Annotated in this window: 15 protein-coding genes and 1 rRNA gene; 1 reads left to right on the top strand and 15 read right to left on the bottom strand. The window is 69.7% G+C overall.

What is annotated here, in order from left to right:
* Positions 1 to 72: 72 nt before the first annotated feature.
* The 14 genes from AW272_RS39025 to AW272_RS38960 form a co-directional block, all read right to left on the bottom strand.
* Complete coding sequence (locus AW272_RS39025) at positions 73 to 798, bottom strand: TIGR03936 family radical SAM-associated protein (protein WP_066376211.1); 726 nt, start codon at positions 796 to 798, stop codon at positions 73 to 75.
* A 103-nt stretch (positions 799 to 901) separates the two neighbouring features.
* Positions 902 to 2,827 (bottom strand): TIGR03960 family B12-binding radical SAM protein, encoded by a 1,926-nt coding sequence (locus tag AW272_RS39020; RefSeq protein ID WP_066376038.1) that lies wholly within the window; start codon positions 2,825 to 2,827, stop codon positions 902 to 904.
* 19 nt (positions 2,828 to 2,846) lie between these two features.
* Complete coding sequence (locus AW272_RS39015) at positions 2,847 to 3,731, bottom strand: phosphotransferase family protein (protein WP_169807725.1); 885 nt, start codon at positions 3,729 to 3,731, stop codon at positions 2,847 to 2,849.
* Positions 3,728 to 5,143 carry an NsdA family TPR-like regulatory protein gene (locus AW272_RS39010; RefSeq protein ID WP_066376036.1) on the bottom strand — a complete coding sequence of 472 codons (1,416 nt, stop codon included), beginning with the start codon at positions 5,141 to 5,143 and terminating at the stop codon, positions 3,728 to 3,730. The genes AW272_RS39015 and AW272_RS39010 overlap by 4 nt, the downstream gene beginning before the upstream one ends.
* 54 nt (positions 5,144 to 5,197) lie before the next feature.
* A complete protein-coding gene (locus AW272_RS39005) occupies positions 5,198 to 5,449 on the bottom strand; it encodes a hypothetical protein (RefSeq protein ID WP_157519297.1) in 252 nt (83 codons plus the stop codon).
* 108 nt (positions 5,450 to 5,557) lie between these two features.
* On the bottom strand, positions 5,558 to 6,721 hold the full coding sequence (rodA, locus tag AW272_RS39000) for a rod shape-determining protein RodA (RefSeq protein WP_066376205.1): 1,164 nt from the start codon (positions 6,719 to 6,721) through the stop codon (positions 5,558 to 5,560).
* 52 nt (positions 6,722 to 6,773) lie between these two features.
* Positions 6,774 to 8,819, bottom strand: coding sequence for a penicillin-binding protein 2 (gene mrdA / locus AW272_RS38995; protein WP_066376203.1), 2,046 nt, complete (start codon positions 8,817 to 8,819; stop codon positions 6,774 to 6,776).
* The gene (mreD, locus tag AW272_RS38990; protein ID WP_066376201.1) at positions 8,816 to 9,325 is read right to left on the bottom strand and encodes a rod shape-determining protein MreD; all 510 of its coding nucleotides are present in this window, start codon (positions 9,323 to 9,325) and stop codon (positions 8,816 to 8,818) included. Before mreD ends, mrdA begins: the two co-directional genes overlap by 4 nt.
* Positions 9,326 to 9,330: 5 nt before the next feature.
* Complete coding sequence (mreC, locus tag AW272_RS38985) at positions 9,331 to 10,500, bottom strand: rod shape-determining protein MreC (RefSeq protein WP_066376030.1); 1,170 nt, start codon at positions 10,498 to 10,500, stop codon at positions 9,331 to 9,333.
* Positions 10,501 to 10,505: 5 nt separating this feature from the next.
* Positions 10,506 to 11,534, bottom strand: coding sequence for a rod shape-determining protein (locus AW272_RS38980; protein ID WP_066376028.1), 1,029 nt, complete (start codon positions 11,532 to 11,534; stop codon positions 10,506 to 10,508).
* A 182-nt stretch (positions 11,535 to 11,716) separates the two neighbouring features.
* Positions 11,717 to 12,127, bottom strand: coding sequence for a nucleoside-diphosphate kinase (gene ndk / locus AW272_RS38975; protein ID WP_066376026.1), 411 nt, complete (start codon positions 12,125 to 12,127; stop codon positions 11,717 to 11,719).
* 4 nt (positions 12,128 to 12,131) lie between these two features.
* Complete coding sequence (locus AW272_RS38970) at positions 12,132 to 13,655, bottom strand: hypothetical protein (RefSeq protein WP_066376023.1); 1,524 nt, start codon at positions 13,653 to 13,655, stop codon at positions 12,132 to 12,134.
* 38 nt (positions 13,656 to 13,693) lie between these two features.
* Positions 13,694 to 14,035: a DUF4233 domain-containing protein gene (locus tag AW272_RS38965; protein WP_218011219.1), complete on the bottom strand. Its 342-nt coding sequence runs from the start codon at positions 14,033 to 14,035 to the stop codon at positions 13,694 to 13,696.
* A complete protein-coding gene (locus tag AW272_RS38960) occupies positions 14,032 to 15,345 on the bottom strand; it encodes a bifunctional folylpolyglutamate synthase/dihydrofolate synthase (RefSeq protein WP_066376016.1) in 1,314 nt (437 codons plus the stop codon). The genes AW272_RS38965 and AW272_RS38960 overlap by 4 nt, the downstream gene beginning before the upstream one ends.
* 36 nt (positions 15,346 to 15,381) lie before the next feature.
* On the opposite strand from AW272_RS38960, the gene AW272_RS38955 reads away from it, so the two are divergent.
* Entirely contained in the window at positions 15,382 to 16,527 is a 1,146-nt protein-coding gene (locus AW272_RS38955) for a Mur ligase family protein (protein WP_066376014.1), read from the top strand.
* 221 nt (positions 16,528 to 16,748) lie between these two features.
* Here AW272_RS38955 and rrf read toward each other — a convergent pair.
* Positions 16,749 to 16,858, bottom strand: a 5S ribosomal RNA gene (rrf, locus tag AW272_RS38950); the annotation flags it as partial.

Below are 16,858 nucleotides of genomic sequence, written 5' to 3'. Positions count from 1 at the left end.
CCGCGCCGCGCGGGGGCTCTTCTCGTCTCTCGCGGTCCGCCCGGCCACCTTCCGGGGCCATGGCGGCAAGTCCTAGTGGTCTCCACCAACCCGGTCGGCTTCGAGCGGGTCGGCGGGCTCACCGGTCAACGCGTCGAGTGGCCCCTGCGCCAGCCTGGTCACCGAAGGCGGTGACGGCGGCGCGAAGTCGGCCACGAGACGCAGACCCATGAGCACGTCGTCGGGTCGGACGGCCGGAGTTTCGTGCCGAACAACCATGCGAAGTATGACACACGACTGATTCGGCCCTCCCTCCACGTGATCGTCCTGGTCAGCGGACAGCGACTCCACGGCTCCCCGTGCGTCGAATTTCCGCATCCCCTTTTTGGTCAGGCGTTCGACCGCGACCTCCGCCGCGGCCATGAACTCCTTGACCGCTCCCTCGGCCACACCGGGATCGGCTCCCGGCAGGCGCACCTCCCACAGCGAGCACTCCAGCCGGTCGGCCAGGCCGCCGACGCGCGCCTCGACCACGTCGACGACGTCGAGGCCGGGCGGCAGCGAGGTGTCGAGAGCGACGCGGAACGCCTGCGGGTCGCAGATGCGGGTCACCGCGATCTCGAGATATTCGGCCTCGCTGGCCACCCCGGTGGGGGCGGCACCCGCGTAGGAGATCCTCGGGTGGGGGCTGAACCCAGCGCTGAAGGCCACCGGGATATCAGCTCGCCGGACCGCCCGTTCGACGGCTCGCGAGATGTCGCGGTGACTCGTGAAGCGCAGCCGCCCCCGTTTGGCGTAGCGCACACGCAGGCGCTGCACCACCGGAGCGGGCGGGGGTCCATCAGGAGCGTTTTTCAGCGGTCCGTGTTCCTTCCAGTCTCGTACGTTTCACCTCGGGGAAAACGCTCCCCGGGGCATCTCCTCAGGATACGACCGTGAGCGGGAGCAGTTTCCGGCCCGTGGGGCCGATCTGGATCTCCGTGTTCATGGTCGGGCAGACGCCGCAGTCGTAGCAGGGCGTCCAGCGGCAGTCTTCGACCTCGACGTCGTTGACGGCGTCCTGCCAGTCCTGCCAGAGCCACTCGCGGTCGAGGCCGGCGTCGAGGTGATCCCACGGGAGCACCTCGTGCTCCTCGCGCTCCCGGACGGTGTACCAGCCGACGTCGACCGGTTCCCCGTCGAACGCCTTGTCGGCGCAGGCCATCCACCGGTCGTAGGAGAAATGCTCGCTCCAGCCGTCGAAACGGCCGCCGTCTTCCCAGACCGCCTGGATGATCTTGCCGACCCGGCGGTCGCCCCGGGACAGCAGGCCCTCCACGATCGAGGGTTTGCCGTCGTGGTAGCGGAAGCCGATCGACTTGCCATATTGCTTGTCGTTGCGCAGGTTGTTCCGCAGGGCCATGAGCCGCCGGTCGACGGTCTCGTGGTCGGCCTGGCCGGCCCACTGGAACGGGGTGTGCGGCTTGGGCACGAACCCGCCGATCGACACCGTGCAGCGGACGTCCCGCGACCCGGTGACCTCACGGCCGGCCTTGATGACCTTCTTGGCCAGGTCGGCGATGCCGAGGACGTCGATGTCCTCTTCGGTCGGCAGACCGCACATGAAGTAGAGCTTCACCTGCCGCCACCCCTGGCTGTAGGCCGTGGTGACGGTGCGGATCAGGTCTTCCTCGCTGACCATCTTGTTGATGACCTTGCGCATCCGCTCCGAGCCGCCTTCGGGGGCGAAGGTGAGCCCGGACCTGCGGCCGTTGCGCGAGAACTCACTGGCGAGATCGATGTTGAACGCGTCGACCCGGGTCGACGGCAGCGAGAGCGACACGTTGGTGCCCTCGTAGCGGTCGGCCAGGCCCTTGGCGATCGCGCCGATCTCCGAGTGGTCGGCGCTCGACAGCGACAGCAGGCCGACCTCGGTGTAGCCGGACTCCTTGACGCCGTTGTCGACCATCGCGCCGATCGTGGTGATCGACCGCTCGCGCACCGGACGGGTGATCATGCCCGCCTGGCAGAACCGGCAGCCGCGGGTGCAGCCGCGGAAGATCTCCACGCTGAACCGCTCGTGGACGGTCTCGGCCAGCGGGACCAGCGGCTTCTTCGGGTAGGGCCACTCGTCGAGATCCATCACGGTGTGCTTGAACACCCGCGAGGGAACCCCGGAACGGTTGGGCACGACCCGCTTGATCCGCCCGTCGGGCAGATATTCGACGTCGTAGAACCGGGGCACGTAGACCCCGCCGGTCTCGGCCAGGCGCAGCAGCACGCCGTCACGCCCGCCGGGCTCGCCCTCGGCCTTCCACTCGCGGATCACCTCGGAGATCGCGATGGCGATCTGCTCGCCGTCGCCGAGCACGGCGGCGTCGATGAACTCCGCGACCGGCTCGGGGTTGAACGCCGAGTGGCCGCCGGCCAGCACGATCGGGTCGTCGTCGCCCCGGTCGGCCGACTGGAACGGGATGCCCGCCAGATCGAGCGCGGTCAGCAGGTTGGTGTAACCGAGCTCCGTCGAGAACGAGACGCCCAGCACGTCGAACGCGCGCACCGGACGGTGGGCGTCGACGGTGAACTGCGGGACGCCCTCGGCCCGCATCAGCGCCTCCAGGTCGGGCCAGACCGCGTAGGTCCGCTCGGCCAGGGTGTCGGGCAGCTCGTTGAGGATCTCGTAGAGGATCTGGACGCCCTGGTTGGGCAGACCGACCTCGTAGGCGTCGGGATACATCAGCGCCCAGCGGACCGTGGCGTCGTCCCACTCCTTGACTGTGGAGTTGAGCTCACCTCCGACGTACTGGATCGGCTTCTGCACCTTGGGCAGCAGGGCTTCCAGACGGGGAAACAGCGACTCGACAGACATGTGACCCAGCGTATAGGAGCTAGAAGGCGCGCCAGGTACGGTCGTCGCCCGCCCGGAGCGAGGCCAGCCTGAACCGCAGCACACCGAGGGCGTCAGGATCGCGGTGGGCGTTCCTGAGCAGGGCCGTCAGGGTCTGGAGTTCCCGGGTGTCCCGGAGCACCGGATAACCGGCCCAATTGCGGATGTCATAGCCGTAGGCCTCGACGAATCCGTCGCGCTGCGCCTCGGTCAGACCGAACCTGACCCCGACCATCGTCGGCGCCAGGTCGATCTCTCGTGGCCCGGCGCTCACCGAATCCCAATCGCACAGCAGGTAGCCCCCGGGTGCACGGAGCAGGTTTCCCCGGTGCGCGTCACCGTGAACCAGTCCGTACGGCAGGGAGAACTCCAGCCGCTCGTAGTAGGCGTCGGAAAGCGCCGAGCACCGTTCGGTCAGCCACTCGCGCTCTTCGGGACGGATCGCGCGGGCGTCCGCGATGGCCCGCCTGATGGTCCCGAACGGGTCGTAGGTCGGCAGGTCGAACGGCACCGGCGGCAGCGCGTGCAGCCGCCGGAGCAGCAGGCCGAGGGGGACGGGGCCGGGGGCCGGGCCGTCTTGCTCCTCGTAGTGCCAGAAGGTCACCAGGTAGCCGTCGATCGCGATGGGCTGGCGGCATTCGGCGGGCCGGGTAGCAGGGAAACCCTGCGCGGCCAGCCACCGGGTGACCTTGATCGAGGTCACCAGGCGGTCGTACTTGCCGGGGGTGGTGGCGGTCGCCAGGCGTACCACCAGACCCTCTTCCGGCAGGTGGTAGACGACGCTGGCGAAGCTGCGCAGGAGCCGGGCTCCGGTGGAGTCGAGGCCGGCCTCACGGCAGGCCTCGATGAGGGCCGCCGGGATCCCGGCGACGAGGGGGATGGTCACGAGGTGAGCCTCCGCTGGTCGGATACGGCCAGGGTGTGGGTGAGGCCGACGGAGCAGAACCCCTCGATCTGCCGTGCCATCCGGTCGGACACCAGCGACCGGCTGGCCGCGAGGGTGGCGCCGAGACTCTCGATCCGGCGGTCGGGGGGCAGTTCGAGCAAGGGCGCCACGGCCTGCTCGGCGCCCTCCTGGTCGTCCTGCATGACATAGGCGATCGCCAGGTGGGCGCGGGCCATGGCCTCACAGCCGTAGGAGCGGTTCTCCCGCTCGTCGATCGAGTAGAGCGCGATCGACTCCCCCGCCTCCTGGATCGCCCGGGGGGCGTCGCCCAGGTGAAGGTGGGTGACGGCCGCGTAGTAGTGCTGTTTGGCGGGACGGAACGCGAACTCCCCGGCGATCTCGTCGTGCAGCTCGTCACGGTGGCCCTGGGCGCGCGCCTCCTCGGCCCGCAGCAGCGCATCCCGCGCGTCGGCGGTCCGGCCCAGCATCGCGGCCGACCGGGCCCGGAGCATGAAGAGCCTGGCCCCTCCCGACCCCTCGTTGAGGTGGGTGAGCGCGTCTCCGGCGTACCGGAAACTGTCTTCGTAACGCCGGTCCCACAAGGCCACCGAGGCCTGCATCCCGCGCGACCAGCCCATCAGGGACCGGTGCCCCGCGATGCGTCCGTACGTCCACGCCGCGCGGGCGAGGGTGTCGGCGGGCAGCCGGCGGCCCATGTCCATGCTGGCGTTGGCCATCAGGCCGCACAGGGCGCCGGTGAGGAAGTAGAGGTCCTGCGCCTGCGTGGGGTGGATGCGCCGGTCGAGGGCCTTGCGGGTCTGCTCCTGCAACACCCGCATCTCGACGAACAGCGGGAGAGGTGACTCCCACACGTATCGCCTGCCCACCCAGACCACCTGGGTGCGTAACCGCTCCAGCGCGCCGGCGCCGAGTTCGCTGTTCTCGACCTCCTCGGCGTGCTCGCTGGCCTCACGCGCGGCGTCTTCCACCGGGTCGGCGGCCCCGGCCGCGGTGTGCGCCCGGCGGGCCTCCTCCGGCGTGTAGTCACGGGCGAAGCCGAGCTGCACCGGACCGGTCGCGAACAGGCGGCACAGCAGGTCGGTGTACTCGCGGTCGGGCCGCGCCCCGGCCTCCCATTCCCGCCAGGAACGTTCGGACAGGCCGCGCCGCTTGATGCCGGCCCGGTCGCACATGTCGTGGAACCGCTCGATCGCCTCTTCGACGGTCCAGCCGTTGGCCAGGCGCATGCACTTCAGCCGGGAGGTCTGCGGGGAACCCGCGTGGATCTCCTCGGCGATCTGATGGATGATCGCCGTCGAAGGGGGCTCGCCCAGAGCCGCGAGGGTGCGATCGCGTATCGCCGAAGCGAACTGGATCGCGGAACGGTCGGCGCCGCGGGCGGAGTACGTCATGCTCTCTCCAGGTGGGGACAATTCCACGCTAGCGTCGCGATGGTCACGAAACGGTCACCGCGCAGCCTGCGAGCCGCTCTCACGGCTCGCCAGGAAAGGGCCGACGTCACCGCCGCTCCGGACCTGAGCCATGAACAACTGCCCGCAGAGGCTGCCCGGCGTGTCGGCGAACCACACCATCGGTGGGCTGCCGGCGGCCGCGGCGGCCCACCGGCCGTTGCCGTACACGATCCGGTAGTCGGGAAAGGCCTTGCGAAGCAGGTCCAATGCGCGTAGTCGCTCACGCGCCTCGTCATCGGGGGTCACGCTTCCTCCGTCTGCGGAGTCACCGCCTATTCAAGGTTCGTTCCCAGAATGTTCGCCGACAAGTAGCGCCACCAGTGAGAGCCCGCCGCACCTTCATGCGGATCGCTCTCAGGTACGCCGACCGCTGTGGATGGCCTGCAGAAGGCCCACGCCGATCATGTTGGCGAACGTGGCGGTACCGCCGTAGGAGACGAACGGGAGCGGCAATCCCGTGATCGGCATGATGCCGATCGTCATCCCCACGTTGATGAACGTCTGGAACGCGAACCAGCAGACGACCGCCGCGGCGACCAGGGCGCCGAACCGGTCGTCGCTCTGCCGGGCGATCGCGATGCCCCGGACCAGCACCACGCCGAGCAGCACGACCACCGTGAGAGCCCCGAGGAAGCCGAACTCCTCGCCCGCGACGGTGAAGATGAAGTCGGTGTGCTGTTCGGGCACGAACCGGCCGGTGGTCTGGCCGCCCTCGAACAGGCCCTTGCCGTAGATCTCGCCGGAGCCGATCGCGATCAGCGCCTGGGTCGCGTTGTAGCCGACGCCGCGCGGGTCGCTGGCCGGGTTCATGAACGCGGTGAACCGGGCCACCTGGTAGGGCTGCAGCAGCCCCAGGAACCACACGAGCCCCGCCACCGTCACGGCGACCAGCACCACCGCCGCGATCCACCTCTTGCGGATGCCCGAGAAGATCAGCAGGCTCGCGGTGATCACCGTCAGCACCATCGTGGTGCCGAGGTCGGGCTGCAGCATGACCAGCCCCATCGTCAGCCCGGCCGCCAGCAGCGCCAGCACGACGTCGAGCGGCCGGGGCCGGTCGGTGCCCTCGGCGGGCTCCGACAGCAGCATCGCCAGCAGCAGGATCAGCGCCGGTTTGGCCAGCTCGGAGGGCTGCATCGCGAAGCCGCCGCCGAGCATGATCCACGAGTGGGAGCCGTTGACGGTCGAGCCGACCGGCGTGATCACCAGCGCCAGCGCGAGCAGCGCCATCATGTAGGCGACCGGCGCGTAGGCCCGCAGCCGCCGGTGGTCGACCATCGAGATCAGGCCGCACAGGATCGCCCCGACACACAGGTTGAGCAGGTGTTTCTTGAGCAGTCCCGTCGGCTCGATCGCGGTCCAGGTGCGGGTGGAGCTCCAGACCAGCAGGGTCCCGATCGTGCACAGGGCGGCCACGGCGACGAACAGGATGCCGTCCATCCGCCAGACGGCGGCGTCGGTGCCGATGGCGCGGCTGGCCAGCGACCGCTTGCGGATGCGGGTGATGGGCGCGGACATCATGGGCGCACCGTCCGGTCAGGGGCGAACGCCCAGCGGATCGCGGCGGACATCAGCGCTTCACCGTCCCATCAGGGCCGATGACCGGCAGGCGCTCGGCCGGGTGCCCGGCGGGCAGCGCGGGCGGCTTCCCGGTCAGGCCGAAGATGCCCTCGTAGATCTGACGCACCGCCGGGGCGGCGGCCGAACCGCCCATGCCGCCCTGGGAGACCATGACGACGACCACGAACCTCGGGTTCTTGGTGGGCGCGAACGAGGCGAACCAGGAGGTGTCCTGTTTGCCGTAGACCTCGGCCGTACCGGTCTTGCCGCCGATGCGGACGACGTCCATCGGGAAGCCGCCGAAGGCGCCCGCGGCCGTACCGTCGGAGGCGACCTCGCTCAGCGCGCCGCGGATGTAGTCACGCGTCTTCTTGTCGATCGGCAGCTTGCCGATCACGGGCGCCTCGATGACCTTGTGGGAGCTGCCGTCGGGACGCGTCAGCGCCCAGCCGATGCGCGGGCTGCGCACCTTCCCGTCGCTGACCAGCGCGGCGTAGGCGTTGGCCAGTTGCAGCGGGGTGACCAGCACGTCGCCCTGGCCGATCGAGAAGTTGGCGGCGTCACCGGGACGCCACTGGAACCCCTCCAGGCAGTTCTCGTAGGCGAGCTGCTTGAGGAAGGCGGCGCGGGCCGCGTCCTTGACCTCGGGGTAGCCGGTCTTGGACCGGGTGCAGTTCGTCTTACGGGTGGCCGCCCACAGCTCCTTCTTCCAGAAGCGGTCGGGGATCCGGCCCGGCGACTCGCCGACCAGGTCGACGCCGGTGAGCTTGCCGAAGCCGTAGGCGCGGGCCATCGCGGCCATCGGGTCCTTGGCGGTCGACTTGGGCTGCATGCCTCCGTCGCGCTGCCACATCTCGTACGCCGCCCGATAGAAGATCGTGTCGCACGACTTCACCAGCGCGGTGTGCAGGTTCATCGGGCCCAGGCCGATGCCGCGGAAGTTGTTGAACGGCCGGGCGCCGACCATGTAGGAGCCGGGGCAGTCGTAGGTGCCGTTGATCGGATAGCCGTCGGCGACCATCGCCGAGACCGAGCTGACCTTGAACGTCGAACCGGGCGCGAAGGTGCCCTTGATCGCCCGGGAGACCAGCGGCTTGCCCGCCTTCTCCGACAGCAGCCGCTGATATTCGGCCTCGGAGATGCCGCCCGTCCAGACTCCCGGGTCGTAGGTGGGCACGCTGCCCATCGCGATGACCCGGCTGTCACGCGCGTCGAGCACGACCCCGGCGGCGCCGTCGGCCTGGGGCGCCTTCTTCATCGCGTCGGCCAGCGCCTTCTCGACGAGCTCCTGGACGCGCGCGTCGATGCTGGTGATCAGGGTGTCGCCGGCCACCGGCGAAATCTGCTGCTCGACGCCGATGGCCTTGCCCATGCGGTCGACCTGGACCCGGCGCAACCCCGGGCTGCCGCGCAGTTCGTGGTCGTAGACGGCCTCCAGACCGTCGCGCCCCACGAGGTCGACCCCCGAATAGCTGGCCTTCAGGCCCTGCCGCTTCTCCAGCTCCTGCTGGGTGACCGGCTGAAGGTAGCCGAGCACCTGGGAGGCGTCGGCCTTGCCCGGGTAGTCGCGCACGGCCTGCGTCTCGGCGGTCACCCCGGGGAACTCCTCCTGGCGTTCCAGGATGGTCAGCGCCTCACGCTGGGTGACCCGGTCGTCGACCGGAATCGGCTGGTAGGGCGAGCCCGTCCAGCACGGACGGCTCACGCCGGGACCGCACGACCGCAGGCGCTCCCGTAGCTTGGCGACCGGGATGGCGAGCACGGCCGACAGCTTTTCCAGAACTTCCTGCCCGCCGCGCGGCATGCGCTCCAGGCGGGTGCGGTCGACCGACACCACGAGACGGGTCAGGTTCCGCACCAGCGGCCGCCCGGTCGAGTCGAGGATCTGCCCCCGCACGGCCGGCACCACGACCGCGCGCGTGCGCGTCTCGGTCGCGTCGGCCACGAACTCCTTACCCCGCACGACCTGCACCTGGTAGAGGCGCACGCCGAGGACGACGAGCAGCGCCAGCACCGTCAGGTGGAGGACCACGAACCGTGTACGCATCCGCGTCATGCCCGCCTCCAACCCGGCACGGCGGCAGCCGTCGCCTTCTCGGCCCGTGGCCCGTACAGCTTCAGCACGGCCCACACCACGATCGGCGCGGCCAGCAGGTTGACCAGCGCCGCCATCGGCCACACCACCTCGAACGTCTGCAAGTCGACCCCCGGATCACCCAGCAGCCCGCCCACCGCCAGCGCGAAGGCCGGCGCTCCCGCCGCGCAGACCGCGACGGTGAGCAGCGGCCATCGTTCGGCCCATCTGCCGACCGCGAAGCCGACCAGGCACAGCACCAGCGCGTGCTGGCCCAGCGCGTGGTCGGCGGGCGGCAGCAGATCGGCGCCCAGACCGGAGAGGAACCCGATGGTCGCCCCGGCGACCGGCCCACGGATCGCGGCCAGCGCGATCACCACGAGCAGCACGAAGTCGGGTACCACCGACACCGGCAGCCGGTTGACCACGGTCACCTGCAGCACGAGGGCGGTGAGCACGAGCAGCGTGGTGAGCAGGATCCGGGGCATCGAGATCACGCCGCCTCGTCGTCCGGTGGCGTCGAGGCGTCGTCGCGTCCCTGCACGGGCGCGAGCGGGTCACGCGGAGACTCGACCCGGTTCTGGCGGTCGATGTTCCGCGGACCCGTGTCTCCGGGAGCCGTGTTCACGTCTTCCGGAGCCGTGTTCTCAGGGCCCTGGTTCGCGGGACCGGTGTTCCCCGGAACGTTCCCGGGGGCGCCGGTTCCGGGCCGGGCGATCTGCGGCGGCGCCTGCTGCCCCGGCATGACGGGGGCGGCGGGCTTGGGTTTGGGCTTGGCGGCCGGCTTGGGCGCGGGCGGCAGCAGGGCGTCGCGCGGATCGCGCTTCGGCCCCTCGACCACCACCCCGACGATGTCGACCGAGCTCAGGTCGGCGAACGGCTTGGCGTAAGCGGTGCGGGTGAGCTCACCCGGCGTCGCCTCCACCTTCTCGACGGTCCCGATCGGCACGCCCGCGACATAGGGCACACCCTGCTGGGAGCCGAAGCTCACCAGCCGGGCCCCCGCCGCGAGCGGCGCGGTCGCGTCGAGCAGCCGGAACATCACCCGACGGCCCGAACCGCCGTTGGCGCCGAGGCCGCTGACGACCCCGAGCTCACCGCTGGCCTCGAGCCGGGCTCCGGCCGAGGACGCGGGATCGCACAGCAGCACCACGGTCGCGGTCGACGCGGTCGCCTTGACCACCCGGCCGACGAGCCCCTGCCCGTTGAGCACGGTCATGTCGGGCTTCACCCCGTCGGACGTGCCGGCGTCGATCTCCACGGCGTCTTCGAAACCGGGAGACGCGCGGCGCGCCACGACCTGGGCCGGGACGATCTTGTAACCGCCCAGGCCCGACAGGCCCAGCATGGCCTGCAGTTCGGCCGACCGACGCTTGTCGATCCGCTGCGAGGACAGTTCTCCCTCGAGCTTGGCGTTCTGCGACTTCAGGTTGGTGATCTGCTCCCGCGAGCCCTGCGCGCCGGCGAGTGCGCCGACGAAGCCGCCGATCGGCTCGGTGACCGTGGAGACCCCGCGTTCGACCGCGCCGAACGCCGAGGTGACGACCGTGCGCATCGGCCCGAACACGGGCATGTTCTCGCTCCGGTGGTCCACCGTGATCAGGACCAGGGCCGCGGCCAGCAGCAGGCCGAGGAACAGGCGGGAGCGGCGGCTGTCTTTCATGTTCTTCAGTTCCTCGCCTCGGGCACGAGCACCTGCTGCAGGGCGTCGAAGTCCTCCACGCAGCGGCCGGAGCCGAGCGCGACCGAGTCGAGCGCGTTGTCTACCAGGTGGACGGGCATGCCGGTTTCCTCGCGCAGCAGGGCGTCCATGCCCTTGAGCAGGCCGCCGCCGCCGGTCAGGGCGAGGCCGCGGTCCATGAGGTCGCCGGACAGTTCGGGCGGGCACTTGTCGAGGGTCGACTTCACCGCGTCGACGATGGAGCTGACCTGCTCGGCGATCGCCGCGCGGATCTCCATCGACGACACGACCACGGTCTTCGGCAGGCCGCTGACCAGGTCACGGCCGCGAATCTCGGCCTGCGGCTCCTCGGCGGACGCGCACGCCGAGCCGATGGCGATCTTCACTTCCTCGGCGGTGCGCTCGCCCAGCATGAGCGAGTGCTCCTTCTTGGCGTACGTGATGATCGCCTGGTCGAGCTCGTCGCCGCCGACCCTTATCGACTGGCTGGTGACGATACCGCCCATCGAGATGATCGCCACCTCGGTGGTGCCGCCGCCGATGTCGACGACCATGTTGCCGGTCGGCTCGTGGACGGGCAGGCCCGCCCCGATCGCCGCCGCCATGGGCTCTTCGACGATGTAGACGCGCCGGGCGCCGGCCTGATAACCGGCCTCCTTGACGGCACGCTGCTCGACGCCGGTGATGCCGCTCGGCACCGCGACGATGATGCGTGGCTTGGCGAAATGACGCCGTTTGTGCACGCGCTGGATGAAATATCGGAGCATACGCTCGGTCACGTCGAAGTCGGCGATCACACCGTCTTTGAGCGGTCGAACCGCGACGATGTTGCCCGGTGTTCGCCCGATCATCCGTTTCGCCTCGATACCGACCGCGACAATGCGGCCGGTCGAGGTGTTGATCGCCACGACGGACGGCTCGTTGAGCACGATGCCGCGCCCCCGCACGTAGACCAGGGTGTTGGCGGTGCCGAGATCGACCGCCATGTCGCGGCCCAGGAAAGCAAAGTGGCCCATAGGGAAGGAGGCCTTCCTTCAGGTGGTTAGCGGGAGTAACGCATCGCACTCGAATCGTAACGGGTCGTACCCAACGCCGAGCACACCGACCCCACTCTCAGCACATAAATCCGCTGGTCACGGCCTTTCCCGCGGCGAAAACACAGAAAGCCCCGGCGTGGCCGGGGCTTTCGGAGCGGAGCTCAGAAACGGTCGGGGAAGAAGATCTTGATCTCCCGCGCGGCGGACTCGGCCGAGTCGGAGCCGTGCACGACGTTCTCGCCGATCTCCAGGGCGTGGTCACCCCGGATGGTGCCGGGAGCCGACTTCACCGGGTCGGTGAGCCCGGCCAGGGCGCGGAAGGCCTCGACGGCGCGCGGGCCCTCGACGACCAGGGCGACCAGCGGCGCGGAGGTGATGAAGTCGACCAGCTCACCGAAGAACGGCCGCTCGGAGTGCTCCGCGTAGTGGGTCTTGGCGGTGTCGGCGTCGAGCTGGCGCAGCTCCATGGCCGCGAGGGTCAGACCCTTGCGCTCGATGCGGGCGATGACATCGCCGACGAGGCCGCGGCGGACACCGTCCGGCTTGATGAGGACGAGCGTGCGCTCGGACACGGGATCACTCCTTTGTGAAGGCTTCGTGGGAATCCGAGGAGAGCTTACCGGTCGATTCGTCGCTCTCCGGCGTCGCGACCACGGGCGCTTCTCCGACGTCGGCCGTGACCACCCGGTTCCCCCGGCGGGTCGACAGCGCGGACAGCCCGAGGACGAGCACCACACCGAACCCGCCCACCAGCGCCCACACGTGCAGCGCGTCGACGAACCCGTCGACCATCCCCTGGTAGGTAGCCATCCCGGAGGGCGCGGCCGACCGGAGCCACATGACCTGGATGCCCGTGCCGAGCAGGAATCCGGCCAGCATGGCCGGGAAGAGCAGGCTCAGCCCGAACAGAGCAGCCACCGGACCGGCCAGCCGCAGCGCGCTCACCAGCGCCACCGCCGCACCGGCGGCGACCAGCGTGAACGGCACCGTGAGCAGCAGCCCGTCGACGGTCGGCACCAGCAACCTGATCGCGCACAGACCCACGACCAGCACGACCAGCCCGGCCCCCACGAGCTTGGCGCTCTTCTCATCGTCGGCCCGACCGGCGGCCACAGCGGCCGCGAGGGCGCCGATCACCGCGACCGCGAGCGGCCACGCCATCGCCTCCAGCCCAGGCCCACCGAGCCAGGGCATCTCCACATAGGTCACCTGGGCCGCCGTCGGCAGTACGACCAGCCCGACCGCCACACAGGTGAAGCCGAGAGTGCGCGCCCCCGGCGTGGCCGCCGACACCGCGAGCCCCAGCATCGCCACGAGCGCGAGCCCGGCCACCGCCACGACCAGCCCGGACGGCCAGTCATAGGTGGTGCCGACCGCGAGCACCGCGATGCCGGCCGAAGGAACCGCCGCCATCAGCAGCCGGGACCGTTCCGCCGAACCGGGTGGCGAGGAGATCAGCAGCCGGTCGGTCGACGCCGCCGTGGTCTCCCAGGCCAGCCGCCAGAGCACGAGGTAGACGGCGGCCAGGCTGAGCGCGATCCCCGTCAGCAACGGGAACGGCTGCAGCGTGACGGCCCACGACCGCACGTTGTCGATCGGCCACAGCGCCAGCGCCTGGGCGGTGACCAGCGACACCGCGAGCATGCCCGCCCACAGCGCCAGCAGCCCGCGCCGGGCCCGGCGCTCCCCGGCCGCGACGAGCGTCGCCGGGATCAGCAGCCCGGCCCCGATGCCGTGCATCACCCGGAGCACCCCGACGAGCGCGGGCCCGTCGGCATAGCCTCCACCGGCATCGGCGGTGGCCAGCATCGCCAGCCCCAGCACCAAAACGGGTGCCGCCTTGTATCGGCGCACCGCGACCGCCGCCAGCGGCACGGTCAGCAGCATCACCGGGAGCGCCAGCCCATGGGCCCGCATCATGTCGATTTGCGAGACACCCGGCGGCAGCAGCGCCGCCACCTGCGAGATCGTGTTGGGAATCGACACGATGGCCAGCGGCAACGCGACAGCGATCAGCATCCCGACGACGGCGTCGGTGACCATCGGCCGCCGGGCCAGACGCACGACGTCGACCGCGAGCGCCCGGACCCGCTGGGACACGGCTGGCTGAAAAGGGGGGACGGCCATGGCGACCGACTTTAGCGCTTCGTCGCGCCTTCGACACGGCGAGCAACGATAATCGCGGTGACCCAGAGTGCCGAGAAGATGATCCCGAGGAAGAACATGGTCGGCACCATGAACCCCGAGGCGATCGCGAGCACCTGGACGACGCTGCCCACGACGTAACCGGAAGGCTTCCTGAGCAGCCCGGCGGCCACGACGCACAGGACGGCGAGCCCACAGCCGATCCCGACGGCGATCGGCGGATCGACCTTGCCGACCATGATCGCGACCGGCGTCATCAGCGCGACGACGATCGCCTCCATGCCGAGCACCGAGGCGCCCAGCCGGCGCATTCCTGGGGTCACATCGAAGTTCATGAACCGGCCTTCAACAGAATTCGGGCATCACCTGCGGTTACCACCGAACCGGTGATGAGCACACCGGAACCATACTCGTCACCCTGGTCGGCCAGCCCGATGGCCACGTCGATCGCGCCGTCGAGCCGGTCGGACACGTGCACCCGGTCGGTCCCGAACACCTCACGCGCGTGTTCGGCCAGCTCCTCGGCCTCCATCGAGCGCGGCGAGGAGTTCCGGGTGACCACGACCTCTTCGACGACGGGCTCCAGGAGCTCCAGCATCGTCTCGACGTCCTTGTCGGCCATGACGGCCAGCACCGCGATCAACCGGGTGAACCCGAACGACTCACCGACCGCGTCGATGGTCGCCTCCATGCCCCCGGGGTTGTGCGAGGCGTCGACGAGCACGGTGGGCCCGCGCCGCACGACCTCCAGCCGCCCAGGGCTGGTCACCTGGCCGAACGCCTGCCGGATCAGCTCCTGACCCAGCGGCTCGGCCGCGGTGGAGAGCGCCTCGACGGCGGCCAGCGCGGTCGCGGCGTTCCCGGCCTGATGCGCGCCGTAGAGCGGCAGCAGCACCTCTTCATAGGTGGCGTTCAGCCCACGCAGATGAAGCAACTGCCCGCCCATCGCCAGCTCGCGCCCGAGCACCCCGAACTCGATGCCCTCCCGCGCGACCGGCGCCTCGACCTCAGAGGCCCGCCGGATGATCGCCTCGGCGGCCGGAAGCTGCTGCTGCGCGAGGACCACGATCGAACCGGGCTTGATGATGCCGGCCTTCTCCCCCGCGATCGTCTCGACGTCGTGCCCGAGATACTCGGTGTGATCCAGTGAGATCGGCGTGATCACGGCGACCGCGCCGTTGGCGACGTTCGTCGCGTCCCAGGTGCCGCCCATGCCCGTCTCGATGACCGCGACGTCGACCGGCGCGTCGGCGAAGGCGGCGAACGCCATCGCGGTGAGCACCTCGAAGAAGCTCAGCCGCCCGAACTTCTCGTCGATGATGGCGAAGTAGGGCTCCAGCTCCTCGTAGACCTCGACGAACCGTTCCTCGGAGATCGACTCCCCGTCGAGCGAGATCCGGTCGCGCATGTTGGCGAACTCGGGCGAGGTGTAGCGCCCCACCCGCAGGTTCCGCTCCTTGAGCAGCGACTCCACCATCCGCGCCGTGCTCGACTTCCCGTTGGTGCCGGCGATGTGGATGATCGGATAGGCCGCTTGGGGATTCCCCAGCAGATCGACGAGCCCCGCCATCCGGTCGAGCGTCGGATCGATGTCCCATTCGACACCGCGAGCACGAATAGCGGCCTCAACAGCGTGGATCGTCACCCATCCAGCCTAGTGGCGTTCAATAAGCTGTCGGGAATGAGCTCCGACGAGGCATTCTTCGCGGAATGGACTTCCCGCCGCCCGGGATCCACCCGCGACCTGACCCGGGCACGTCACCTGGCGGAGGCCGTGGGCGCTGTTCCCCCCGCGCCGGTGCTGACGGTCGTCGGCAGCAAGGGAAAGGGCACGACGGCGACCTACGCGTCGGCCTACCTGGCCTCAACGGGAGCCCGCGTCCTGACCGTCACCAGCCCCGGCCTGCGGAACAACCGCGACCGCATCCGCGTCGACGGCGTCTCCATCTCCGATGAGGACCTGGCCGCACTGGGCACCCGCCTGACCTCGGCGGCTCTCCCTGATTCCAACGGATACCTCTCCCCAGCGGGCCTCTTCACCATCGCGGGGATCCTCCACGCCCAAGACGTCGGGGCGGACTTCGTCGTCCTGGAAGCCGGCATGGGCGGCGCCTCAGACGAGGTGTCCCTCTTCCCCGCGGAGGTGGTGGCCATCACCGAGATCTTCGCCGAACACATCGGCATCCTCGGGAACACCGTCGCCGAAATAGCCAGGGAGAAGGCGGGAGTAATAACCGAGGAGACCAGGTCGGTGGTGACCCTCCCTCAGTCTCCCGAGGTCCGCGCCGAACTGTCCGCGCGGGCAGGCAGCCGGCTCCACCAGATCACGCCTCAGGCGGAACCCTGGACCAGGAACGCCCTCCTCGGCCGATCTGCGGCCGCTCAGCTCACCAGCGCCGAGCCTGAAGAAAAGACCCTCTTGTCGGTACGTCTTCCGGCCCGCTTCTCCCACCACGACATCGGCGGCACAAGCCTCATCATCGACTCTCCGATCACCGGGGCCGGCGTGGCGATGTCCGTGCGGCGCGCTCTGGCGGAGTGGGCGACCATCGACCGTGTCCTGCTGTGCCTCCCGGACCACAAGGACCTGAGCGGAGCCATCGCCGAACTGGCGGGCCAGGCCGTCACCTTCGTCCGACTCCCCGGCACCCACCTGAAATTCACCCGTGAACTACCGCCGACCTGGGACGTCACGACCATCGACAAGGTCGACGCACGCTCTATCGAGGCTGCCGGCAGGCGAGTCCTGGCCCTCGGCACGATCTATTTCACCGGCCATCTCCTCGACAACCTCGACATCCCGACAGACCGCCTCTTCGAGGTCTGACTGAGACCACCTCAAGGGCAAGAGCCGGCGCCGGACCTGCGGTTTAACCCTAAGCGCCACAGCCGGGCCGCGAATGACCCCCAAACGCAGAAAGCCCGGCCGCAATGGCCGGGCTCTGAACGGCCCCGGAAAAGCGAAAAGCCCGGCTGTCACAACCGGGCCTCAGTCTGTAAACAACGAAAGCCCCGACCACAAATGGTCGGGGCTTTCGCATAAAAATTGTCCGGCGGTGTCCTACTCTCCCACACCGTCCCCGGTGCAGTACCATCGGCGCTGGAGGGCTTAACTTCCGGGTTCGGAATGTAACCGGGTGTTTCCCCTCCGCCATAAC

Source organism: Herbidospora mongoliensis (assembly GCF_001570545.1).
Lineage (GTDB): Bacteria > Actinomycetota > Actinomycetes > Streptosporangiales > Streptosporangiaceae > Herbidospora > Herbidospora mongoliensis.
This window is presented reverse-complemented; position numbering and strand designations above follow the sequence as displayed.

Bases quoted from the DNA above. Each gene is read 5' to 3' on its own strand.
- AW272_RS39020 (WP_066376038.1), bottom strand. From the start codon at position 2,827: ATGTCTGTCGAGTCGCTGTTTCCCCGTCTGGAAGCCCTGCTGCCCAAG.
- AW272_RS39010 (WP_066376036.1), bottom strand. From the start codon at position 5,143: ATGACGTACTCCGCCCGCGGCGCCGACCGTTCCGCGATCCAGTTCGCT.
- rodA (WP_066376205.1), bottom strand. From the start codon at position 6,721: ATGTCCGCGCCCATCACCCGCATCCGCAAGCGGTCGCTGGCCAGCCGC.
- mrdA (WP_066376203.1), bottom strand. From the start codon at position 8,819: ATGACGCGGATGCGTACACGGTTCGTGGTCCTCCACCTGACGGTGCTG.
- mreD (WP_066376201.1), bottom strand. From the start codon at position 9,325: ATGCCCCGGATCCTGCTCACCACGCTGCTCGTGCTCACCGCCCTCGTG.
- mreC (WP_066376030.1), bottom strand. From the start codon at position 10,500: ATGAAAGACAGCCGCCGCTCCCGCCTGTTCCTCGGCCTGCTGCTGGCC.
- AW272_RS38980 (WP_066376028.1), bottom strand. From the start codon at position 11,534: ATGGGCCACTTTGCTTTCCTGGGCCGCGACATGGCGGTCGATCTCGGC.
- AW272_RS38965 (WP_218011219.1), bottom strand. From the start codon at position 14,035: ATGAACTTCGATGTGACCCCAGGAATGCGCCGGCTGGGCGCCTCGGTG.
- AW272_RS38955 (WP_066376014.1), top strand. From the start codon at position 15,382: ATGAGCTCCGACGAGGCATTCTTCGCGGAATGGACTTCCCGCCGCCCG.